Source organism: Kitasatospora sp. SolWspMP-SS2h (genome assembly GCF_003259315.1).
Lineage (GTDB): Bacteria > Actinomycetota > Actinomycetes > Streptomycetales > Streptomycetaceae > Kitasatospora > Kitasatospora fiedleri.
This window is the reverse complement of record NZ_QLLT01000020.1, coordinates 55448-76802: the sequence shown is the minus strand read 5'-3', so window position 1 is coordinate 76802 and position 21355 is coordinate 55448. Positions and strand designations below refer to the sequence as shown.

The 21355-nt window shown below is 74.1% G+C and carries 17 protein-coding genes and 1 tRNA gene; 14 read left to right on the top strand and 4 right to left on the bottom strand.

Annotated features, from left to right (window positions below; all coding sequences use genetic code 11):
• Positions 1–19: 19 nt before the first annotated feature.
• Positions 20–1444, top strand: coding sequence for a penicillin-binding transpeptidase domain-containing protein (locus K353_RS24175; protein ID WP_111555715.1), 1425 nt, complete (start codon positions 20–22; stop codon positions 1442–1444).
• Positions 1445–1547: 103 nt separating this feature from the next.
• Positions 1548–2951 carry an APC family permease gene (locus K353_RS24170; protein WP_111555657.1) on the top strand — a complete coding sequence of 468 codons (1404 nt, stop codon included), beginning with the start codon at positions 1548–1550 and terminating at the stop codon, positions 2949–2951.
• A gap of 73 nt (positions 2952–3024) precedes the next feature.
• On the opposite strand, the gene K353_RS24165 is transcribed toward K353_RS24170, so the two are convergent.
• Entirely contained in the window at positions 3025–4797 is a 1773-nt protein-coding gene (locus K353_RS24165) for a penicillin-binding transpeptidase domain-containing protein (protein ID WP_111555656.1), read from the bottom strand.
• Positions 4798–4945: 148 nt separating this feature from the next.
• Positions 4946–6733 carry a dolichyl-phosphate-mannose--protein mannosyltransferase gene (locus tag K353_RS24160; RefSeq protein WP_111555655.1) on the bottom strand — a complete coding sequence of 596 codons (1788 nt, stop codon included), beginning with the start codon at positions 6731–6733 and terminating at the stop codon, positions 4946–4948.
• Positions 6734–6870: 137 nt separating this feature from the next.
• Here K353_RS24160 and rsmI point away from each other — a divergent pair, with 137 nt between their 5' ends.
• The 7 genes from rsmI to K353_RS24125 all read left to right on the top strand — a co-directional run bounded on the left by rsmI (position 6871) and on the right by K353_RS24125 (position 13328).
• Positions 6871–7716, top strand: coding sequence for a 16S rRNA (cytidine(1402)-2'-O)-methyltransferase (gene rsmI / locus K353_RS24155; protein WP_111555654.1), 846 nt, complete (start codon positions 6871–6873; stop codon positions 7714–7716).
• A 201-nt stretch (positions 7717–7917) separates the two neighbouring features.
• Positions 7918–8334 carry a hypothetical protein gene (locus K353_RS24150; protein ID WP_111555653.1) on the top strand — a complete coding sequence of 139 codons (417 nt, stop codon included), beginning with the start codon at positions 7918–7920 and terminating at the stop codon, positions 8332–8334.
• Between the two features lie 88 nt (positions 8335–8422).
• Positions 8423–10024, top strand: coding sequence for a methionine--tRNA ligase (gene metG / locus K353_RS24145; protein ID WP_111555652.1), 1602 nt, complete (start codon positions 8423–8425; stop codon positions 10022–10024).
• Positions 10024–10902, top strand: a complete 879-nt coding sequence (locus K353_RS24140; RefSeq protein ID WP_111555651.1) for a TatD family hydrolase — start codon at positions 10024–10026, stop codon at positions 10900–10902. Before metG ends, K353_RS24140 begins: the two co-directional genes overlap by 1 nt.
• A 41-nt stretch (positions 10903–10943) precedes the next feature.
• Entirely contained in the window at positions 10944–11495 is a 552-nt protein-coding gene (locus K353_RS24135) for a Uma2 family endonuclease (protein ID WP_111555650.1), read from the top strand.
• Between the two features lie 16 nt (positions 11496–11511).
• Positions 11512–12399: a 16S rRNA (adenine(1518)-N(6)/adenine(1519)-N(6))-dimethyltransferase RsmA gene (gene rsmA, locus K353_RS24130; RefSeq protein WP_111555649.1), complete on the top strand. Its 888-nt coding sequence runs from the start codon at positions 11512–11514 to the stop codon at positions 12397–12399.
• Positions 12399–13328, top strand: coding sequence for a 4-(cytidine 5'-diphospho)-2-C-methyl-D-erythritol kinase (locus tag K353_RS24125; RefSeq protein ID WP_111555648.1), 930 nt, complete (start codon positions 12399–12401; stop codon positions 13326–13328). The genes rsmA and K353_RS24125 overlap by 1 nt, the downstream gene beginning before the upstream one ends.
• On the opposite strand, the gene K353_RS24120 is transcribed toward K353_RS24125, so the two are convergent.
• Positions 13309–13887, bottom strand: a complete 579-nt coding sequence (locus tag K353_RS24120; RefSeq protein ID WP_111555647.1) for a Uma2 family endonuclease — start codon at positions 13885–13887, stop codon at positions 13309–13311. The genes K353_RS24125 and K353_RS24120 overlap by 20 nt on opposite strands.
• A 220-nt stretch (positions 13888–14107) precedes the next feature.
• On the opposite strand from K353_RS24120, the gene K353_RS24115 reads away from it, so the two are divergent.
• Entirely contained in the window at positions 14108–15094 is a 987-nt protein-coding gene (locus tag K353_RS24115) for an aldo/keto reductase (RefSeq protein WP_111555646.1), read from the top strand.
• 75 nt (positions 15095–15169) lie between these two features.
• Complete coding sequence (locus K353_RS24110) at positions 15170–16981, top strand: ABC-F family ATP-binding cassette domain-containing protein (protein WP_111555645.1); 1812 nt, start codon at positions 15170–15172, stop codon at positions 16979–16981.
• A gap of 225 nt (positions 16982–17206) precedes the next feature.
• On the opposite strand, the gene K353_RS24105 is transcribed toward K353_RS24110, so the two are convergent.
• Positions 17207–19120: an FUSC family protein gene (locus K353_RS24105; RefSeq protein WP_146616555.1), complete on the bottom strand. Its 1914-nt coding sequence runs from the start codon at positions 19118–19120 to the stop codon at positions 17207–17209.
• 178 nt (positions 19121–19298) lie between these two features.
• Between K353_RS24105 and K353_RS24100 the strand changes: the two genes are divergently transcribed.
• The 3 genes from K353_RS24100 (at position 19299) to galE (ending at position 21271) form a co-directional block, all read left to right on the top strand.
• Positions 19299–19371: transfer RNA gene (locus K353_RS24100), tRNA-Thr, on the top strand.
• 148 nt (positions 19372–19519) lie between these two features.
• On the top strand, positions 19520–20179 hold the full coding sequence (locus K353_RS24095) for a LuxR C-terminal-related transcriptional regulator (RefSeq protein WP_111555643.1): 660 nt from the start codon (positions 19520–19522) through the stop codon (positions 20177–20179).
• A 111-nt stretch (positions 20180–20290) separates the two neighbouring features.
• Positions 20291–21271, top strand: a complete 981-nt coding sequence (galE, locus tag K353_RS24090; protein ID WP_111555642.1) for a UDP-glucose 4-epimerase GalE — start codon at positions 20291–20293, stop codon at positions 21269–21271.
• The last annotated feature ends 84 nt before the right edge of the window (positions 21272–21355 follow it).

The following is a 21355-nucleotide window of genomic DNA, read 5'->3' as shown; positions in this document are numbered from 1 at the left end:
CCGGGCCGGCACCTTCTGCATGCTGCTGATCGTCGCCCTCGCCGTCCAGGCCACCCGGGTCCAGGTGTTCCAGAAGCAGGGCCTGGACCACAACGACGCCAACCAGCGCGCCACCATCCAGCGCTACGCCCAGCCCCGCGGCAACCTGCTGGTGGCCGGGCAGCCCGTCACCGGCTCCGCCCCCACCGGCAGCCGCTACGCGTACCGGCGCACCTACTCCGACGGCCCGCTGTACGCCGCCGTCACCGGCTACTCCTCGCAGACCTACGGCAACACCCAGCTGGAGGGCGTCTACGACGACCTGCTCTCCGGCACCGACCCCCGGCTGGCCGGCTGGGCGGTCTGGGACGCGATCACCCGGCACCAGCAGCCCGGCGGCGACGTGGTCACCACCATCGACCCGGCCGCCCAGCGCGCCGCCACGCAGGGCCTGGGCAACCAGCAGGGCGCCGTCGCCGCGATCGAACCCGCCACCGGCCGGATCCTCGCCCTCGCCTCTGCCCCCAGCTACGACCCCGGCAGCTTCGCCGGCACCTCCGCCGCCGACCAGGCCGCCTGGAAGAAGCTCCAGGACGACCCCGACCAGCCGATGCTCAACCGGGCGCTGCGCCAGATCTACCCGCCCGGCTCCACCTTCAAGGTGGTCACCGCCGCCGCCGCGCTGGCCAACGGCACGGTCACCGACATCGACGCGCCCACCGACGCCCCCTACCCGTACGTCCTGCCCGGCACCACCACCCCGCTCAACAACGACACCGGCGCCTGCGACCGGGCCGGGCTCTCCCTGGACGAGGCGGTGACGCTGTCCTGCAACAGCGTCATGGGCTACCTCGGCGTGCGGACCGGCCTCGACCGGATGACCGCCATGGCGAAGAACTTCGGCTTCAACGACGGCCGGCTCGACACCCCCGTGCGCGCCGCCCGCTCCAACTTCGACGCCGACATGAACGCCTCCCAGCTGGCGCTCTCCTCGATCGGCCAGTACGACACTGCCGCCACCCCGCTGGTGATGGCGATGGTCGCCGCCGGGGCCGCCGACGACGGCCAGGTGATGTACCCCCAGCTCGTGGACCGGCTGACCAAGGCCGACGGCAGCCAGGTCCAGCTGATGCGCCCCGCCCTCTACCACCAGGCGTTCGGCTCCTCGGTCGCCCAGCAGCTGCGGCAGCTGATGGTCGACGTGGTCGAGAACGGCACCGGCCGCAACGCCCGCATCCCCGGCGCCGAGGTCGGCGGCAAGACCGGCACCGCCCAGCACGGCGTCGACAACTCCGGCACCCCGTACGCCTGGTTCATCGCCTGGGCCCGCCCGGCCGGCTCCACCGCCGTCCCGCCGGTCGCCGTCGCCGTGGTCATCGCCGACAGCCAGGCCGACGACGTCACCGGCGGCGGGCTCGCCGCCCCCATCGCCCGCTCCGTCATGCAGGCCGTGCTGAACCGCTGACCGTGCTGAACCGCCGACCGGGCTCGACCGCCGGCCGGGTCCAAACATCAGAAAAACACCATTTGGTACTGTCCCGGTCTGATTCCCCACCAGAAGGACACCGATGAGCACCACCCGCCTGTTGCGGCGCAAGCCCGTGGACATCCTGATCGCCGAAGCCGGCGGCACCGGAACCGGACACCTGCGCCGCTCCATCGGCCTGTGGCAGCTCTCGGCGATCGGCATCGGCGCCACCGTCGGCACCGGCATCTTCTTCGTCCTGACCACCTCGGTGCCCGAGGCCGGCCCCGCCGTCGTCCTCTCCTTCGTGATCGCCGCCGTCACCGCCGGCCTCACCGCGCTCTGCTACGCCGAACTCGCCTCCGCCATCCCGGTCGCCGGCTCCTCCTACTCGTACGCCTACGCCACCATGGGCGAGCTGGTCGCCTTCGGGGTCGGCGTCTGCCTGCTGATGGAGTACGGCGTCTCCGCCTCCGCGATCGCCGTCACCTGGGGCCAGTACCTCAACCAGTTCTCCGACCTGGCCTTCGACCTCCACCTGCCCACCGCGCTCACCGCCCCGCCCGGCGCCGGCGGCGTCTTCAACCTCCCCGCGGTCGTCCTGGTGCTGCTGGTCACCGTCCTGCTGATCCGCGGCGTCGGCGAGTCCGCCAAGGTCAACGCCGTCATGGTGACCGTCAAGCTGGCCATCCTGGTGCTCTTCGTGGCCGTCGCCCTGACCGGCTTCACCGCCGGCAACTTCACCCCGTTCGCCCCCAACGGCTGGGACGGCGTCCAGACCGCCGCCTCCACCATCTTCTTCTCCTTCATCGGCCTCGACGCCGTCTCCACCGCCGGCGAGGAGGTCCGCGACCCGCGGCGCACCCTCCCGCTCGCCATCCTGATCTCGCTGGTCGTCGTCACCACCCTCTACCTCGCCGTCGCCGTCACCGCGATCGGCGCCCAGCCCTGGCAGCTGTTCGACGGCCAGGAGGCCGGCCTGGCCCAGATCCTGCAGGACGTCACCGGCCACACCTGGCCCGCCCTGGTGTTCGCGGCCGGCGCGATCGTCTCGATCTTCTCGATCACCCTGGTGGTGGTCTACGGCCAGACCCGCATCCTGTACGCGATGGGCCGCGACGGGCTCCTCCCGGCCCCCTTCACCCGGGTCTCCGCCCGCACCGGCACCCCCGTCTGGAACACCCTGGTGGTCGGCGCCGCGGTCGCGGTCCTCGCCGCGGTCTTCCCGCTCAAGCTGCTGGCCGACATGACCTCGATGGGCACCCTGGTCGCCTTCACCGCGGTCTCGCTCGGCATCATCGTGCTGCGCCGCACCCGCCCCGACCTGCCGCGCGGCTTCAAGGTCCCGCTCTACCCCGTCACCCCGCTGCTCAGCGCCGCGTTCTGCGTCTACCTCATCACCAAGCTGCACGCCGACACCTTCCTGGCCTTCGCGGTCGTCCTCGCCCTCGCCGCGGTGCTCTACTTCGGCTACAGCGCCAAGCACTCCCGGCTGGCGCGGGACTGACCCCCGGCGGGACCCGGCCCCGACACGCGGGAAGGGCCCCCGCGGGGGCCCTTCCGCCGTTCCGTCCGCTCCGCTACTTGCTGTTGCCGACCCGCAGGACCTTGGAGACCGCCGGACCGGCCGCGGTCGCGCCGTGGCCGCCGCCCTGGACCTCCGCGGCCACCGCCAGGTCGCCCGAGTAGGCGGTGAACCAGGAGTTCGCGTCGGGGCTGTTGTCCACCTCGGCGGTGCCGGTCTTCGCGCCGGAACCGGCCGGCAGCGCCGGCTTGACCTCGGCGGCGGTGCCGGCCCGGACGGTCTGCACCATCAGCGACCGCAGGCTGTCCAGGACCCCGGGGGCGAGGTTGCGGGCGGCCTTCACCTGGTCCGTGCCGGGGATCAGGATCGGCTGGCGGAACACCCCGGACTGCACGGTCGCGGCCACCGACGCCATGCCGAGCGGGTTGGTGCGCACCCGGCCCTGGCCGATGAACTCGCTCGCCGCGCCCGCCATGTTGCCCTCGGTCGGGATGTCGGTGTCGAAGTTCGACAGGCCGGTCTTCCAGACCAGGCCGAGCCCGAAGACGTCCTTGGCGATCGCGGGCAGGCTGCCCGGCTTGAGGGCGTCCTTGCCCTTCTCGATGAAGGAGGTGTTGCAGGAGTGGATGAACGCGTCGGTGAGCGTGTACTCGGGGTGCGCGCCGGGCTCGTCGTTGGTGATGGACTTGCCGGTGACCATGGTGGTCTCCGGGCAGGGCATCGGGGAGGTGGGGGTGACGCCCGCCTCCAGCAGGGCCGCGGAGGTGATCACCTTCATGGTCGAGCCGGGCGCGGTCGCGCCGGAGAAGGCGCGGTTCTGGCCGGTCGAGGGGGAGAAGGCGTAGGCCAGGATGTTGCCGCTGCTGGGCTCGACGGCGACCAGCGAGGAGGGCTTGCCGGTGGCGGCGACCTCCTGCTCGGCGGCGGCCTGGAGACCGGCGTCGATGGTGAGCTTGAGGTTCGGGACGGGCTTGGGCTCCTTGATGGTGAACAGCTTCTCCGTGCCGCCCGAGCCGCTGCCGCCGGCCGTGCCGCCCGGGGTGCCGGTCGCCGCGCCGCTCGGAGCGCCGCTCGCCGTGCCGCCGGGGGCGCTCGGGGAGATGACCACCCCGCTGCCCGCGTCCGTCGGGTCGCCGCCCTGCGGGGCCGCGGCCCGCAGCTGGTTGAGCAGGCCGGTGAGCGAGGCGTAGCCGGTGAGCGGCTTGCCCTTGCGGTCGGTGACGGCGGACGGGGCGGCGTAGAGCGGCTTGACGGAGATGGTCTCGCCGGCGTCCAGCTTGGGGTGGATGACGCCGGGCGCCCAGTGCACGGCGGCGGTGCCGTCGCTCATCTTGACCACGCCGAGCACGCCGTCGTAGTTCCAGGGGGTGCCGCTCTCGGCGAACTCCAGCGACGCCTTGAAGCTCTCCAGCACGCCGGTGGGCGCGGGGCTCCCGGTGGCGGCCGGGGCGGACGCCGGGGCGGACGCGGCGGCGCTCGCGGACTTGGACGCGGCGGGGCTGGGCGCGGTGGTGGGGCCGCCGACGGTGAGGTGGACGGCGCTGGGCTTCACGCCGTCCTGGAAGGACTGCAGCGCGGCCTGCGCCTTGTCCGGGTCGTCGGTGAGCTTGGCGGCGCCGAACAGGTCGCCCTTGGCCCAGGCGTCCAGGAACGCCTTGGCGCCGGACGCGGCGAGCTCCTGGCTGGGGGGCTCGGCGACCACGGTGCGCGGCTTCTTCGCCCCGGCCCCGCCGGAGTCGCCGGAGACCAGGGCGTAGGCCCCGTACCCGCCGCCGACGAGTACCGCCGCTGCGACCACCGAGACGCCGATCTTCGCGCCCTTGTTCACGTCGTGTCCCCCATGGAGTGTCGTGGCCGTCGGAGTTCAGCGGCCACGACACCATAGGCCGACCTGCTCCGTGCACTCACGACACGGCGCTGGTTTGTGACAGTTCCGGTACACGTGTGCAGGTGTCGTGGCCGTTCGGGCGGGTCGGTCAGATCCAGGTGTCGAGCCACATCCGGGCCCGCCAGTCGTCCATCGGGATCGTCTGCCCGGTGTAGATCGGGTAGAAGTACAGGAAGTTCCACATGACGGCGACGACCAGCAGCCCGGCGCCGGTGGCCCCGGCGAGCCGGCGGTCGGGCGAGGCGTCGGCCCGGCCCAGCATCGCGCCGATCATCATGGTCACCGCGAGCACCAGGAACGGGACGAAGCAGACCGCGTAGAAGAGGAAGATCGTCCGGGCCTGGTAGTTGAACCAGGGCAGGTAGCCGGCGGCCAGCGCGCACAGGATCGCCCCGGCCCGCCAGTCGCGGCGCAGCGCCCAGCGGTACAGGCAGTAGGCCAGCGCGACGATGCCGGCCCACCAGAGCAGCGGGGTGCCGAGGGCGAGCACCTCGCGGGCGCACTCGGTGGTGGTGCAGCCGGACTGGCCGTTCTTCGGGGACTCGTAGAAGAAGGAGACCGGGCGGCCCAGCAGCAGCCAGCTCCACGGGTTGGACTGGTAGGTGTGCGGGCTGGTCAGGTTGACGTTGAAGTGCCAGATCTCGTGGTGGTAGTGCCACAGGCTGCGGGCCCAGTCCGGCATCCAGCTCCAGGAGCCGCCGGGGTGCTGGGCGGCCCAGTCGCGCAGGTAGCCACCCTTGCCCGGCTCGGCGGAGGAGGCGATCCAGCCGCTCCAGCTGGCCAGGTAGGTGACGGCGGCGGTCAGGCCGAGGCTCAGGCCGGACCAGCAGAAGTCCCACGCCTGGCGGGCCGGGAGCGGCAGTCCGCCGGGGGAGCGGCGTACGTCCGCCAGGCGGCGGGCGGAGGAGTCCCAGAACGCGGCCAGCAGCACCAGGGCGAGGATCGCCGGGGCGCCGCTCCACTTGGTGCCCGTCATCAGGCCCAGGCAGACGCCCGCGGCCAGCCGGTACGGGCGCCAGCCGAGGTGCCACCAGTCGGCGGCCAGGCCGCGGTCGATCCGCTCGGCGATCCGGGCCCGGGTGCGGTCCCGGTCGACCAGCAGCAGGCCGAACGCGGCCAGGAACCAGAACATCACCAGCAGGTCGAGGATGGCGGTGCGGCTGAGCACGAAGTGCAGGCCGTCGACGGCCAGCAGCAGGCCGGCCACGCAGCCCAGCAGGGTGGAGCGGAACATCCGGCGGGCGATCCGGGCCAGCATCAGCACCGACAGGGTGCCGACCACGGCCACCATGAACCGCCAGCCGTACGGGCTCATGCCGAAGAGCTGCTCGCCCAGGCCGATGATCCACTTGCCGACCGGCGGGTGCACCACGAACGCGGCCTGGGCCTGGTCGATCGGCGGGACGACCGCGTTGGGCGCGGTGATCAGCGCGTTGGCGTCGTCGGGCCAGTTGCTCTCGTAGCCGAGGTGCCAGAGCGCGTACGCGTCCTTGGCGTAGTACGTCTCGTCGAAGATCAGCGCGTGCGGGGTGCCGAGGTTCGTGAAGCGCAGCACCCCGGCGAACAGCGCGACGGCCAGCGGCCCGAGCCAGCCGGCCCACCGGCACAGCCAGGACCAGAGCGGGTCGGGCAGCCGGACGCCGAGCCGGACCAGCACCGGGGAGGGCGCAACGCGCGCCGGGGTGACGCCCGGGCCGTCCGGCATCGGCGGCACCAGCTGCTCGGCCGCGCCGGGGCGCCGGGGTGCCCGGTAGCCGACGCCGGACAGCGCGCGGGCCCATCGGGAGGTCGGTTCGGGCTCCGCGCGCGGTGCCGGAACGGCGGCCGGGTCGGCCGGTTCCAGCACGGTCACGCCGCCCCGCTCGGGGTGGTCCATACCACTCTCCATGTCGCCGTTCACGGGCCACATCGTAGGGGCAACGGCTGAGGGCACAAGGGGTACTCGGCCCGCGCTCCCCGGCGGTCGCGCGCTCACCAGCCACGAGCCGTCCCCCGGTAGGGGAGGATGGTGCCGTGACTGGTGTTCTCGTACTGGCAGGTACCCCCATCGGCGACGTCGAGGACGCGCCGCCCCGACTGCGCGCCGAACTCGCCGAGGCGGACGTCATCGCGGCCGAGGACACCCGGCGGCTGCGCCGGCTGACCCAGGCCCTGGGCGTCGCCCCGGTGGGCCGGGTGCTCTCGTACTTCGAGGGCAACGAGGTGGCCCGCACGCCCGAGCTGGTGGCCGCGCTGCAGGGCGGCGCCCGGGTGCTGCTGGTCACCGACGCGGGCATGCCCTCGGTCTCCGACCCCGGCTACCGGCTGGTGGACGCCGCCGTCGCGGCCGGGATCAGGGTGACCGCGGTGCCCGGCCCGTCCGCGGTGCTGACCGCGCTGGCGCTCTCCGCGCTGCCGGTGGACCGGTTCACCTTCGAGGGCTTCCTGCCGCGCAAGGCCGGCGACCGCGCCCGGCAGCTCGCCCAGGTCGCCGCCGAGCCGCGCACCATGGTGTTCTTCGAGGCCCCGCACCGGATCGCCGAGACGCTGGCCGCGATGGCGCAGGCGTTCGGCGCCGACCGCCCGGCCGCGGTCTGCCGGGAGCTGACCAAGACGTACGAGGAGGTCCGGCGCGGCCCGCTGGCCGAACTGGCCGCGTGGGCCGCCGACGGCGTCCGGGGCGAGATCACCGTGGTGGTGGCCGGTGCCCCGCCGGCCGCGCCGGAGGAGGTCGGCCCGGCCGAGCTGGCCCGCCGGGTGGCCGCCCGGGAGGAGGCCGGGGAGCGCCGCAAGGAGGCGATCGCGGCGGTCGCGGCCGAGCTGGGACTGCGCAAGTCGGTGGTGTTCGACGCGGTGGTGGCGGCCAAGCACGCCCCGTGACCGCCCGGCACCGGTCATTTTGTATGGCGATGGCCGGAATCGCGCGTACGTTGGAATGAGCACCCCAGCGGAGGGCCAATTCGGGACCAAGACTTGGCAAGCCGGGCATCGGACGGAGCCTCCCGGGCATTCCCTGGGATGGAACACCCCGCACCCGGCGGCAGCGCCGGGCGACGGGCTCCGAGCGAAGCGAGGTGGCGCATGAGCGACACGATCGACAGCCCCCGGAACGGCGGAGCACCCAGCGGCCTCGGCACGACCAGCCGTCCCGCCCCCGTGCGGACGGTCCACGAGGCGTACTCCTTCGCCTGCCTCAACTGCGGCTACGGCTGGGAGCAGGCGTACGACATCGAGCACCACACGGCCCGCGACGGCCGCACCGTCGTCGAGTACACGGCGAACGGGGTCCGGGTCCCCTCCCCGCTGCGCGAGCTGGCCTGCCCGGGCTGCGGCGGCGAACGGGTCCGGATCATGCGGGCCGGACGGGTGGCCGACATGGCCGCCGTCACCAGGCGCGGCCCCGGCTACGCCCCCACCGCCGAACCGGAGGGCCCGCCCGAACCCGCCCGGCTGCGGGCGCGCCGCCACTGGCTCGCCTGGCTGCGCCGCACCGGCTGACCCCGGCCCCGCCCGGCCGCTCCTCCGCCCGGCCGCCCCGCCCGGGGCGGTCCGGCCCGGGACGGCGCGGCCACTAGGATTCCGAGCCATGGCGGCCTTGGAAGAGCACCCCGGTACCGGCGCGTACTACGTCACCACCCCGATCTACTACGTGAACGACCGGCCCCACCTGGGCCACGCGTACACCACCGTCGCGGGCGACGTGCTGACCCGCTGGCACCGCCAGCGCGGCGAGGACGTCTGGTACCTCACCGGCACCGACGAGCACGGCCAGAAGATCCTGCGCACCGCCGAGGCCCACGGCACCACCCCGCAGGAGTGGTGCGACCGGCTGGTCGAGGAGGAGTGGAAGCCGCTCTGGGAGCACCTGCGGATCGCCAACGACGACTTCATCCGCACCACCCAGGCCCGGCACACCGACCGCGTCCAGGAGTTCGTCCAGGACCTCCACGACAAGGGCGAGATCTACCGGGGCAGCTACACCGGCCCCTACTGCGTCGGCTGCGAGGAGTACAAGCTCCCCGGCGAACTGCTGCCCGGCGCCACCGAGGACGAGAAGCTCTGCCCCGTCCACCGGCGCCCGGTCGAGTGGCTGGAGGAGGAGAACTACTTCTTCCGGCTCTCCGCGTACGGCCCGAAGCTGCTGGAGTTCTACGCCGCCCACCCGGACTTCATCCAGCCCGCCGCCGCCCGCAACGAGGTGCTGCGCTTCGTCGAGCAGGACCTCAAGGACCTGTCGATCTCCCGCTCCACCTTCGACTGGGGCGTCCCGCTGCCCTGGGACGACAAGCACGTCCTGTACGTCTGGGTCGACGCCCTGCAGAACTACATCACTGCGGCCGGGTACGGCGCCGACCCCGAGCGCTTCGCCCGGCTCTGGCCCGCCTCCGTGCACCTGGTCGGCAAGGACATCCTGCGCTTCCACGCCGTCATCTGGCCCGCCATGCTGATGGCCGCCGGACTGCCGCTGCCGCGCCGGGTGGTCGCCAACGGCTGGCTGATGGTCGGCGGCGAGAAGATGTCCAAGTCCAACCTGACCGGCATCGCGCCCACCGACCTGACCTCGCACTTCGGCGTCGACGCCTACCGCTACTACTTCCTGCGGGCGATCCCGTTCGGCACCGACGGGTCCTTCTCCTGGGAGGACTTCACCGCCCGCTACACCTCCGAACTCGCCAACGACTTCGGCAACCTGGCCTCCCGGGTCGCCGCGATGGTCGGCAAGTACTTCGACGGCGCGCTCCCCGCCGCCACTGCGCACGGCCCCGCCGAACAGGCCGTCGCCGACGCGCTGGCGAAGGCCGCCGCCGAGGCCGACCGGAAGATCGGCGAGGAACTCGACTTCGCGGGCGGCATCGCCGCCGTCTTCGCGTTCGTCAAGCTGGTCAACGGCTACCTCACCGAACAGGAACCCTGGAAGGCCGCCAAGTCCCCCGACGGGCGGGACCGGCTCGCCACCGTCCTGTACACCGCCGCCGAGGCGCTGCGGGCCACCGCCGTCCTGCTCAACCCGGTGATGCCGGACTCCGCCGCCAAGCTCTGGGACTCGCTCGGCGCCGGGCCCGCGCTCGGCGCGCTCGCCGACCAGCCGATCGCCACCGTCGCCGACTGGGGCCGGCTGCCCGCCGGCGCCACCGTCACTAAGGGCGAGATCCTGTTCCCCCGACTCGAAGAGAAGGCAGCCTCCTGATGGCCGGCAAGAAGGAACAGGACCGCACCCCGCCGCCGCTCCCCGAGCCGCTCGCGGTCCCCGTCGCCGACTCGCACACCCACCTCGACATGCAGTCCGGCACCCCTGCCGAGGGCCTGGCCCGGGCCGCCTCGGTCGGCGTCACCACTGTCGTCCAGGTCGGCTGCGACGTGCCCGGCTCGCAGTGGGCCGCCGACCTCGCCGCCCGGTACGAGCAGGTGCACGCCGCCGTCGCCCTGCACCCCAACGAAGCCCCCCGGCTCTTCCTCGGCGACCCCGACAGCTGGTCCGGGCAGCGGCGCGGGCCCGGCGGGCAGGACGCCCTCGACGCGGCCCTCGCCGAGATCGACCGCCTCGCCGCCCTCCCGCAGGTCCTCGCCGTCGGCGAGACCGGACTCGACTACTTCCGCACCGGCCCCGAGGGCGTCGACCTGCAGAAGGAGTCCTTCCGCCGGCACATCGAGATCGCCAAGCGCCACGGCAAGGCCCTGGTCATCCACGACCGCGACGCCCACGAGGACGTCATCGCCCTGCTGCTCGAAGAGGGCGCCCCCGAGCGCACCGTCTTCCACTGCTACTCCGGCGACGCCGCCATGGCCAAGACCTGCGCCGAACACGGCTGGTACCTCTCCTTCGCCGGCCCCGTCACCTACAAGGCCAACCACGCCCTGCGCGAGGCCCTCACCGCCACCCCCCTCGACCGCGTCCTGATCGAGACCGACGCCCCCTTCCTCACCCCCCACCCCTACCGCGGCCGCCCCAACGCCCCCTACCTGATCCCGGTCACGCTGCGCGCGATGGCGGCCCACCTGGCCCTGGCGGAGGACGAGTTGGCGACGGCGATCGCCGCCAACACGGCGCGGGCCTTCGGCTACTGAGAGTGCCTGCGGGCTACCCTGGCGGCGTGTGGAGCACATGGATGAACGCGCCCGCGCGCGGGTGGACCGGCGAAGAGATCGGTGACACCGAGTTCCCGTTCAACTGGGAGCTGGTGGACGGGGTGATCACCCCGGTGCCGCTGAACGACTGGTGGCACGACCGGGTGCGGGACTCCCTGGCCACGGCCGTCCGCCCCCGCGCGGTGCGGCCGCTGTCGGTGATCGGCCCCGTCACGCTGGCGCTCGACCCGGGCAACTGGGTCCGGCCCGACATGACGGTGTACGACGCGTCCGGCCTCGATGTCCGCACCGCGGACACCCTGCCGCTGCGGTCGGTGCTGCTCGCCGTCGAGGTGGTGGTTCCGGCCACCCGCTCCACCGACCGCTTCCGCAAACCGGCGCAGTACGCCGGGACCGGCGTCCCGTCCTACTGGCGCGTCGAGCGCGGTGAGGACGACGTCCCCGTCGTGCACGAGTTCCGGCTCGACCCGGAGCAGGGCGTCTACCTCCCGGTCACGGTGCACGAGGGGCTGCTCCGCACCGAGCTGCCGTTCCCCGTCGAGATCGATCTCAAGCAGCTGGTCGAGCTCTGACCCGTATCCTTGGCGGGTGAGCACCACCGAACCCACCTCCGACGGCCACCTGCTGGGCGCCGCCGACATCCGTGCGCTGGCCGAGGCGTTCGGCGTGAAGCCGACCAAGCAGCGCGGGCAGAACTTCGTCATCGACGGGAACACCGTGCGGCGGATCGTCCGGGCGGCGGGGGTGACGGACCGGGACGCGGTGGTCGAGGTCGGGCCGGGGCTCGGGTCGCTGACGCTGGCGCTGCTGGAGGTGGCGCGGCACGTCACGGCGGTGGAGATCGACCCGCTGCTGGCCCGGCACCTGCCGGACACCGTCAAGGGCCGGATGCCCGCGAAGGCGGACGCCTTCGACCTGGTGCTCAGCGACGCGATGGAGGTCGCCGAGCTGCCCGGCCCGGCGCCGACCGCGCTGGTGGCGAACCTGCCGTACAACGTCGCCGTGCCGGTGCTGCTGCACATGCTGGAGACCTTCCCCAGCATCGAGCGCACGCTGGTGATGGTGCAGAGCGAGGTCGCCGACCGGCTCGCCGCCAAGCCCGGCAACAAGGTCTACGGCGTGCCCTCGGTGAAGGCCAACTGGTACGCGGACGTCAAGCGCGCCGGGGCGATCGGCCGGAACGTGTTCTGGCCCGCGCCCAACGTCGACTCCGGCCTGGTCTCGCTGATCCGGCGCGACCCGCCGGCCACCACCGCCACCCGCCGCGAGGTGTTCGCCGTGGTCGACGCCGCCTTCGCCCAGCGCCGCAAGACCCTGCGGGCCGCGCTCGCCGGCTGGGCCGGCTCGCCCGCCGCCGCCGAGGAGGCGCTGCGCGGCGCCGGGATCGACCACACGCTGCGCGGCGAGATGCTCACGGTGGAGCAGTTCGCCGCGATCGCCGAGCACAAGCCGAAGACCCAGCCCCAGGAGCAGTGATGGTCACGGTCCGCGTCCCCGCGAAGGTCAACGTCCAGCTCGGCGTCGGCGGGGTCCGCCCCGACGGCTACCACGACCTGGCGAACGTCTTCTTCGCCGTCGCCCTCGGCGACCAGGTCACCGCCACCCCCGGCGCGGGCGTCACGCTCAGCTGCGACGGCCCCGACGCGGCCGCCGTCCCGCTCGACGAGGACAACCTGGCCGCCCGCGCCGCCCGGCTGCTCGCCGCCCACCACGGCCTCGCCGACCCGGGCGTCCACCTGCACATCGACAAGGCCATCCCGGTCGCCGGCGGCATGGCCGGCGGCAGCGCGGACGGCGCCGCCGCCCTGCTCGCCTGCGACGCCCTGTGGGGCCTGGACACCCCGTTCGACACCCTGCTGGAGCTGGCCGCCGAGCTCGGCTCCGACGTCCCGTTCGCGCTGCTCGGCGGCGTCGCGCTGGGCCGCGGCCGGGGCGAACTGCTGGAGCCGCTGCCGGTCTCCGGCACCTTCCACTGGGTGTTCGCGGTCGCCGACGGCGGCCTGTCCACCCCGGCCGTCTTCCGCGAGTGCGACCGCCTGCGCGAGGAGTCGGGCCGCGGCTCCTCGCTCGCCGACGTCCCCACCCCCGACGCCGACCCCGCCCTGCTCGCCGCCCTCGCCGAGGGCGACCCCGTCGCGCTGGCCGCCGCCCTCGGCAACGACCTCCAGGCCGCCGCCGTCTCGCTGCGCCCCGCCCTCGCCGACACCCTGCACGCGGGCACCGAGGCCGGCGCCCTGGCCGCCCTGGTCTCCGGCTCCGGCCCGACCTGCGCCTTCCTCGCAAAGGACGCCGACTCCGCCGCCCACCTCGCCGCCGCCCTCCGCACCTCCGGCACCTGCCGCACCGCCCACGCCACCCACGGCCCGGTGCCGGGCGCGCAGGTGGTCAGCGCACCCAGGCCTTGAGCGGTTCGGTGTCCAGGGTGATCCGGACCGGGTCGGGCAGCACGGCGGGCTTGCCGAAGGGCCGCCGCACCAGGCTCACGTACCGGCCGTCCTCGGGCTCGCTGTGGACCAGCACCTCGCCGCCGTCCCGGTCGACCAGCAGGTAGACCGGGATGCCGGTCTCCGCGTAGGCACGCGGCTTCTCATCCCGGTCGCGGCGGTCGGTGTCGCGGTCGTACGAGGTCACCTCGACCACCATGACGACCCGGCCGGGGTCGGCCCACTCGCCCTGGCCGGCGAAGCCGCCCTTCGGGGCGAGCACGCCGTCCGGCTTGGCGTGGCCCTTGCGGTAGGTCTCCACCCGCAGCCCGCGTTCGGGGTACAGCCACAGGTCGGGGCGCTGCTGCATGCACTGCTCCATCACCCAGCGGATGATCTCGTCGTGGTCGCCGTCGGGCACCGCCTTGACTCCGATCCGCCCGTGGATGAACTCCATCCGGACCCCCTCGCGCTCGGCTGCCAAGGCGATGCGCTCGAACTCCTCGGCCAGCATCTGCGGCCGGTCCTCCACCGCCGTCATCACAACCTCCGGCTCACCGTCGTGGTCTTCGTACGGTACCGCGCGGCAGCGACGGGAAGGGAGACGACGGGCGTCCGCCACCCGTGCGCGGTGGTACGCCATCTCCGCGCACGCCGCCGCAGGTGGTCCACACCTCTGCTTGACCTGGAGCGCGCTCCGGGTTCCAGACTCTCTCCCGTGGCCCGCACCGGGCGGGCCGCGGACAACGAGGGGAACCCGGATGCGCAAGCGCACCATCGGAACCGACCCGCGCACCCGCCGCGAGGTCAGCGTGCTCAGCCTCGGGGCGATGCTGTTCGGCACGCTCACCGACGAGGCCACCTCCTTCGCCGTGCTGGACCGCTACGTCGAGGCGGGCGGCACCTTCATCGACACCTCCAACAACTACGCGTACTGGCAGGACGGCAGCCAGGGCGGCGCCAGCGAGGAACTGCTCGGCCGCTGGCGGGCCAGCCGCGGCATCACCGACGAGGTGGTGATCGCCACCAAGCTCGGCGCCCGCCCCAAGGCCCCCGGCACCGGGTTCGTCGAGAACGCCGAGGGGCTGTCCGCCGAGGTGGTCCGGGCCTCCGCCGAGGCCAGCCGCAAGCGCCTGGGCGTCGACCGGCTCGACCTGCTGTACGCGCACATCGAGGACCCGGAGGTGCCGCTCGCCGAGACCGTGCACGCGTTCGGCGCGCTCGTCCAGGAGGGGACGGTCGGCCTGCTCGGCGTCTCCAACCACTGGTCGTGGCGGGTCGAGCGGGCCCGCAACCTCGCCGAGCGGGCCGGCCTGCCCGGCTACGAGGTGCTCCAGTACGGCCACACCTACCTGCGCCGCCGCGCCGACGAGCCCGGCTTCCGCTCCGCCGACGGCGACCAGGCGGCCGTGCACGGCGACCTGATCTCCTACCTCCGGGAGAACCCCGGGCTGACCATGGTCGCCTACTCCCCGCTGCTCGGCGGCGGCTACGTCCGCGCCGACAAGCCGCTCGGCCCGTCCTTCGACCACGCCGGCACCGCGCCCCGCCTGGCCGCGCTCGACGCCGTCGCCCGGGAGACCGGCGCCACCCGCAACCAGGTGGTGCTGGCCTGGCTGCTCGGCGGCGAGCTGCCGGTCGTCCCGCTGGTCGGCGCCTCCTCGGTGGCCCAGCTGGACGAGAGCCTGGCGGCGCTCGACCTGGAGCTGACGGCCGAGCAGCGCGCCCGGCTGGACTCCGCCCGCTGACGCCACCGGGACCACGTCCGGCGTCCCACTAGGCTGGGGAGTCGTTCCGCCCCCCTTCCTCAGGAGTGCAGCTTCGTGGCCGTCAACCTCGCCACCATCGAGTCCGTCACCAAGGTGTACGGCACCAGGGCCCTGCTGGACGGGGTCAGCCTCGGCGTCAGCGAGGGCGACCGGATCGGTGTGGTGGGCCGCAACGGTGACGGCAAGACGACGCTGGTCCGGATGCTGGCGGGCCTGGAGGAGCCGGACAGCGGGCGGGTGACCTGGTCCGGCGGGCTGCAGATGGCGGTGCTGACGCAGCACGACTCGCTGGACCCGGCGGCCACCATCCGGCACGAGGTGATCGCCGGCCGGGCCGACCACGAGTGGCTCGGCGACGCCCGCATCCGCGACATCGTCCAGGGCCTGTTCGGCGGCCTGGACCTGCCCGGCTTCGCCGACGGCCTGGACACCGTGATCGGCCCGCTCTCCGGCGGCGAGCGCCGCCGCATCGCGCTCGCCAAGCTGCTGCTCGGCGAACCCGACCTGGTCGTGCTGGACGAGCCCACCAACCACCTCGACGTGGAGGGCATCGCCTGGCTCGCCAAGCACCTCCAGAACCGCCGCTCGGCGCTGGTCTGCGTCACCCACGACCGGTGGTTCCTGGACCAGGTCTGCACCCGGATGTGGGACGTCCAGCGCGGCGAGGTCCGCGAGTACGAGGGCGGCTACTCGGACTACGTGTTCGCCCGCGCCGAGCGCTCCCGGATCGAGGCCACCGAGGAGCAGAAGCGGCAGAACCTGGCCCGCAAGGAGCTGGCCTGGCTGCGCCGCGGCGCCCCCGCCCGCACCTCCAAGCCGCGCTACCGGATCGAGGCCGCGAACGCGCTGATCGCGGACGTGCCGGAGCCGCGCGACAAGTCCGAGCTGATGAAGTTCGCCAACGCCCGCCTCGGCCGCACCGTCTTCGAGCTGGAGGACGTCACCGTCAAGGCCGGCGACAAACTGCTGCTGGAGCACCTCACCTGGCAGCTCGGCCCCGGCGACCGGATCGGCCTGCTCGGCGTCAACGGCGCGGGCAAGACCTCGCTGCTGCGGGCCATGCAGGCCGCCTACGCCACCCAGGGCGACGTGCAGCCGGCCGGCGGCGTGGTCAAGGTCGGCAAGACCGTCCGGCTGGCGTACCTCTCCCAGGAGGTCGCCGAGCTGGACCCGGCCACCCGCGTCCTCCAGGCCGTCGAGCAGGTCCGCGGCCGGGTCGACCTCGGCAAGGGCCGGGAGATGAGCGCCGGGCAGCTGTGCGAGCAGTTCGGCTTCGGCAAGGACAAGCAGTGGACGCCGGTCGGCGACCTGTCCGGCGGCGAGCGCCGCCGCCTCCAGCTGCTGCGGCTGCTGATGGACGAGCCGAACGTGCTCTTCCTCGACGAGCCCACCAACGACCTCGACATCGAGACGCTCAACCAGCTGGAGGACCTGCTCGACGGCTGGCCCGGCTCGATGGTCGTCATCAGCCACGACCGGTTCTTCATCGAGCGCACCACCGATACCGCGTACGCCCTGCTCGGCGACCGCCGGATGCGGATGCTGCCCGGCGGCGTCGACGAGTACCTGGAGCGCCGCACCGCGATGGCGGAGGCCGCCGCCCAGGCCGCCGCCGCCCGGGTGCCGGCCGCCGCGGAGACCACCGGGCTGTCGGCGGGGGACCTGCGGGCCGCCAAGAAGGAGATGCAGAAGCTGGAGCGGCAGATCGCCAAGCTGGACCAGCAGGAGTCCAAGCTGCACACCCAACTGGCCGAGCACGCCGCCGACTTCTCCAAGGTCGCCGAGCTGGACGCGCAGCTGCGCAAGGTCCGCGAGGAGAAGGAGGAGCTGGAGATGTCCTGGCTGGAACTGGCCGACCAGGTCTGACCCGCCCGGCGGGGCCTCGGACGCCCGGCGGGGCCGTGGCCGCCCGGCTCGGCTCGGCTGCTCGGCCTCGCCTCGGTCGCCCGGGCCCGGGCTCCGGCTGTCCGGCGGACCGCAGCCGCTCCGCTCGGGCCCCGGCCGTCCGGCGGGACTTCAGCCGTCCTGCTCGGTTCCGGTGGTCCGGTTCGGCCCCGGCCGCGCGGCGGCGTGAGCCCGGACGCCCGGGCCTCAGCCGTCCAGGAGCTGGTCGAGTTCGTCGGCGGCCCGGGCCAGCGCGCTGCGGGACGGGTCGTGCGGGCCGGTCGGGCCGGCGATCCGGCCGGTCGGGGGCCGGTGGGTGCGGGCGGCGGCGGTGATCCGGTCCAGCGAGGTCAGCACCCGTTCGATCACCTCCGGCTCCGGCTGCCGGCCGCCGTAGCGCAGCTGGGCGGCGTACGCGGCCACCGCGCCGGACATCCGTTCCAGCGCGGCGGTGGTGGGCAGCCAGCGTTCGGCGAGCCGGCCGGCGGGCGGGGGTTCGGCCAGGCCGAGGTCCACCTGCCGGCGGGCGTCGGCCAGTGACCGGTACGCGGTGCGGCGCAGCCACACCTCGGCGACCGGCTGGGTGCGTCCGGCGACCACCGCGGCCAGGTAGCGGCGCAGGGTGGCGGCGGCGGTGACGACGCTGGGCTCGATCCGGTGCGGCGGCCGGTCGGGCCACAGCAGGTAGCCGAAGACCAGCACGATGCCGCTGGCCAGCGCGGTGTCCAGGACCCGCGGCCAGAACTCGGCGGCCCCGCTCTCCCCGCCGAGCTGCACCAGCAGCAGCGCGACCGGCGTCATCACGATGGTGTTCAGCCCGTAGTGCGCGGCCGTCGAGTACGGCAGCAGCGCCACGCAGAGCGAGATGGCCAGGCTCAGCGCCCAGGGGTTCGTGGTCAGCGCCAGCAGCACTGCGGTGACCGCGATGCCCAGCACGGTGCCCAGCGCCCGGCTCACCGCCCGCTGGAACACCGAGCCCAGGTCCGGCTTCAGGACGAACGCCACCGTCATCGGCACCCAGTAGCTGCGGCTCAGCGCCACCCCGTTGACCAGCGTCTCGGCGACCGCCACGCACAGCGCCACCCGCAGCCCGTAGCGCACCGAGCCCAGGGACAGCAGCCGGGCGCGCAGCCGCCACGGGTCGGGCGGCGGCGGGGCGGCGGTGTCCAGCGGCGCCCAGCGGCCCGCGACGGTGTCGGCGGCGGCCCGCAGCGCGGTGTCGAACGCCGTCCGGGACGGGGTGTCCGGCCGCCACTCGGGGTAGTCGGGCTCGGGGCCGCCGGTGATCCGCCCGGCCAGCCGGGCGGGCAGCTCCGCCACCTCCGGTGGCACCGGGCGCCAGGCCCACAGCAGCCCGGCCGCCGCCTCGGTGGCGCCCAGCGCCGCCTCGTACGAGCGGAGCAGCCAGCGCAGCCGCTCCGACTCGCGCCGGCCCGGGCGGGGCGGCGGCAGCAGGTCCTGCATCTGGTTGAGCCGGCCGGTGAGCAGGCGGCGGGCCGCCGCGCCGTCCGGGGTGCCGAGGGCGGCGAGCAGGCCGCCGAGCGCCAGGTAGACCTCGGCGAGCGCCCGGGTGCGCGGATCGGAGCGGAGGTCGGTGCGGTAGCGCACCCCCAGCAGCAGCACCAGCGCGGCCCCGCACGGCATCATCGCGGGCGCCGCCCACCACGGGTGCGGCAGCGCCATCCCGCCGCCCAGCGAGGCCGACACCAGCAGCAGCATCCCGGCCGCCGACCCGCGCGGCCCGGTCGCGGACAGCGCCCCGCCCGCGAAGCCCACCGCGGTCAGCGCCGCCCCGATCTCCAGGCCGCCCGCGCCCCGGTACTGCAGCTCGGCGCCGATCAGCATCCCGGCCGTCGACGCCGTCAGCGCCAGCGCGATCCGCGGCGCCCGCAGCCGCAGCGGCTCCACCCGGTCGTTCATCGTCGCGTGCATCGCCCCCAGCGCGGCGAACACCCCCAGCGCCATCCGGTCGCACAGCAGCCCGGCCAGCAGCGGCACCGCCATCCCCACCGCGGCCCGCACCACCAGCGCCCGCGCCACCACCGGGCGGCTCGGCCGCAGGGCCAGCGCCCACCACGCGGAGGGGTCGCCGGAAGCACGGCTGCGGCCGGTGGCTGACACAGGATCACGCCTTCGCTGCACGGGAGTTCGCGGCTGCTGGGCGACATTGCACGGCAGATCGGGTCTTCTCGGGCAGTTTAGCCCTCCGACCTGGCCGAAGCGGATTTCCCAACCCGTCCGCGGAGCATGTAATGTTTTCCTCGTCGCAAGGGGAACCGCGAGGGACCCGGAGCAACAAGCCCCTATAGCTCAGTCGGTAGAGCGTCTCCATGGTAAGGAGAAGGTCTGCGGTTCGATTCCGCATGGGGGCTCAGGACAGCGAGGCCCCGCCGTGAGGCGGGGCCTTTCGCGTTGCCCGGGGTTCCGCGTTGCCCGGGGCCGGTTCCGGAGGTGCTCTGGCGGGGCGGGCGATTGTGCGCTGTGATGGTGCGTCTGTCGGGCCCGGAGGGGGAGGCGCGGATGAGCGCACGGCTCGTGGTGGCGGACGACCACCGGCTGATGGCCGAGGCGCTGGGGGCGGCCCTGCAGCAGCGCGGGCACCGGGTGCTGGGGATCGGGGCGCCGTGCGGGGCGGTGCTGGAACTGGTGGCGGGCCGGCGGCCGGAGGTGTGCCTGCTGGGGACGGCGGGCGGGCCGGACGACCCGTTCGGGCCGCTGCGGCGGCTGCGCCGGGAGCGGCCGGAGATCGCGGTGGTGGTGCTCGGCCCGCTCGGCGCGCCGGGGCGGGTCGCGGCGGCGTTCGCGGCGGGGGCGGCCGGGTACGTCCGCAGCGACGAGCGGATCGAGGTGGTGGACCGGGCGATCGTCCGGGTGCGGGCGGGGGAGGCGGCGGTCGGGGTCGACGTGCTGCGGGCGGCGTTCGAGCACCTGCTGTGGCCGGCGGCCGAGCCGGACGACGAGGCGCTGCGGCTGCTGCGGCTGCTGACCCGGCGGGAGGTGCAGGTGCTGGCCCGGATCGCGGACGGCGAGGACACGGCGGCGATCGCCGCGGCGATGCGGATCGCCCCGTCCACCGCCCGCACGCACGTCCAGCGGGTGCTGACCAAACTGGGCGCGCGGTCCCGGCTGGAGGCGGCCGCGCTGGCGGCCCGGACCGGGCTGCTGGACCAACTGGCCTGACCTGCGCGCGAGTTCACTGACCGGCTCGGCGCGGGGGCGGGACGAACGCCCGGCCGGCCCGGACGGGCGGTTCAGCCGGGTGCCCTATGCTCCGGTCGAGGAACACCCGAAATGTCGCGGAGGTCGGAGAACATGGGCAAGTACCTGGTCACGGGCGGAGCCGGTTACGTGGGGAGCGTGGTGGCGGCGCACCTGCTGGAGGCGGGCCACCGGGTGACGGTGCTGGACGACCTGTCGACCGGGTTCGCGGAAGGGGTGCCGGACGGGGCGGAGTTCGTGCGGGGCCGGATCCAGGAGGCGGCCGGGGTGCTGGACTCCTCCTTCGACGGCGTGCTGCACTTCGCGGCCTCCTCCCAGGTCGGCGAGTCGGTGGCGGACCCGGAGAAGTACTGGCGCAACAACGTGGCCGGTTCGCTGGAGCTGGTGGCGGCGATGCGCAAGGCCGGGGTGGGCACGCTGGTGTTCTCCTCCACCGCCGCGGTGTACGGGGAGCCCGAGGAGGTGCCGATCAAGGAGAGCGCGCGGACGGCGCCCACCAACACCTACGGGGCCACCAAGCTGGCGGTGGACCACCTGATCACCTCCGAGGCGACCGCGCACGGCCTGGCCGCGGTGAGCCTGCGCTACTTCAACGTGGCCGGGGCGTACGGGCGTTACGGGGAGCGGCACGAGCCGGAGTCGCACCTGATCCCGCTGGTGTTCCAGGCGGCGCTCGGCCAGCGCCCGGACATCGCGGTCTTCGGCGAGGACTACCCGACCCCGGACGGCACCTGCATCCGGGACTACATCCACATCGCCGACCTGGCCGAGGCGCACCTGCTGGCGCTGGACGCCGCCAGGCCCGGCGAGCACCTGGTGTGCAACCTGGGCAACGGCACCGGCTTCTCGGTGCGCGAGGTGATCGAGTCCGTCAAGCGCGTCACCGGCCGGGAGATCCCGGTCCGGATCGCCGACCGCCGCCCGGGCGACCCGGCGGTCCTGGTCGCCGCCGCCGACCGCGCCCGCGAGGCGCTCGGCTGGACCCCGAAGCGCCCCGACCTCGACCGGATCGTCGCCGACGCCTGGGAGTTCACCCTCGCCCACCGCGCCTGACCAGCCCGCTCCCCGGCCCGGCTCCCGCCCCCGGAGACCCTGTGTACAGGAACTTCACCAAACCCCCACGCCGCGGCGGCGCAC

What these genes read in the sequence shown, in the direction of transcription:
- K353_RS24175 (WP_111555715.1), top strand. Translation starts at nt 20, where the DNA reads ATGCTGCTGATCGTCGCCCTCGCCGTCCAGGCCACCCGGGTCCAGGTG.
- K353_RS24170 (WP_111555657.1), top strand. Translation starts at nt 1,548, where the DNA reads ATGAGCACCACCCGCCTGTTGCGGCGCAAGCCCGTGGACATCCTGATC.
- K353_RS24160 (WP_111555655.1), bottom strand. Translation starts at nt 6,733, where the DNA reads ATGGACCACCCCGAGCGGGGCGGCGTGACCGTGCTGGAACCGGCCGAC.
- K353_RS24150 (WP_111555653.1), top strand. Translation starts at nt 7,918, where the DNA reads ATGAGCGACACGATCGACAGCCCCCGGAACGGCGGAGCACCCAGCGGC.
- metG (WP_111555652.1), top strand. Translation starts at nt 8,423, where the DNA reads ATGGCGGCCTTGGAAGAGCACCCCGGTACCGGCGCGTACTACGTCACC.
- K353_RS24140 (WP_111555651.1), top strand. Translation starts at nt 10,024, where the DNA reads ATGGCCGGCAAGAAGGAACAGGACCGCACCCCGCCGCCGCTCCCCGAG.
- K353_RS24135 (WP_111555650.1), top strand. Translation starts at nt 10,944, where the DNA reads ATGAACGCGCCCGCGCGCGGGTGGACCGGCGAAGAGATCGGTGACACC.
- K353_RS24125 (WP_111555648.1), top strand. Translation starts at nt 12,399, where the DNA reads ATGGTCACGGTCCGCGTCCCCGCGAAGGTCAACGTCCAGCTCGGCGTC.
- K353_RS24120 (WP_111555647.1), bottom strand. Translation starts at nt 13,887, where the DNA reads ATGACGGCGGTGGAGGACCGGCCGCAGATGCTGGCCGAGGAGTTCGAG.
- K353_RS24115 (WP_111555646.1), top strand. Translation starts at nt 14,108, where the DNA reads ATGCGCAAGCGCACCATCGGAACCGACCCGCGCACCCGCCGCGAGGTC.
- K353_RS24095 (WP_111555643.1), top strand. Translation starts at nt 19,520, where the DNA reads ATGAGCGCACGGCTCGTGGTGGCGGACGACCACCGGCTGATGGCCGAG.
- galE (WP_111555642.1), top strand. Translation starts at nt 20,291, where the DNA reads ATGTCGCGGAGGTCGGAGAACATGGGCAAGTACCTGGTCACGGGCGGA.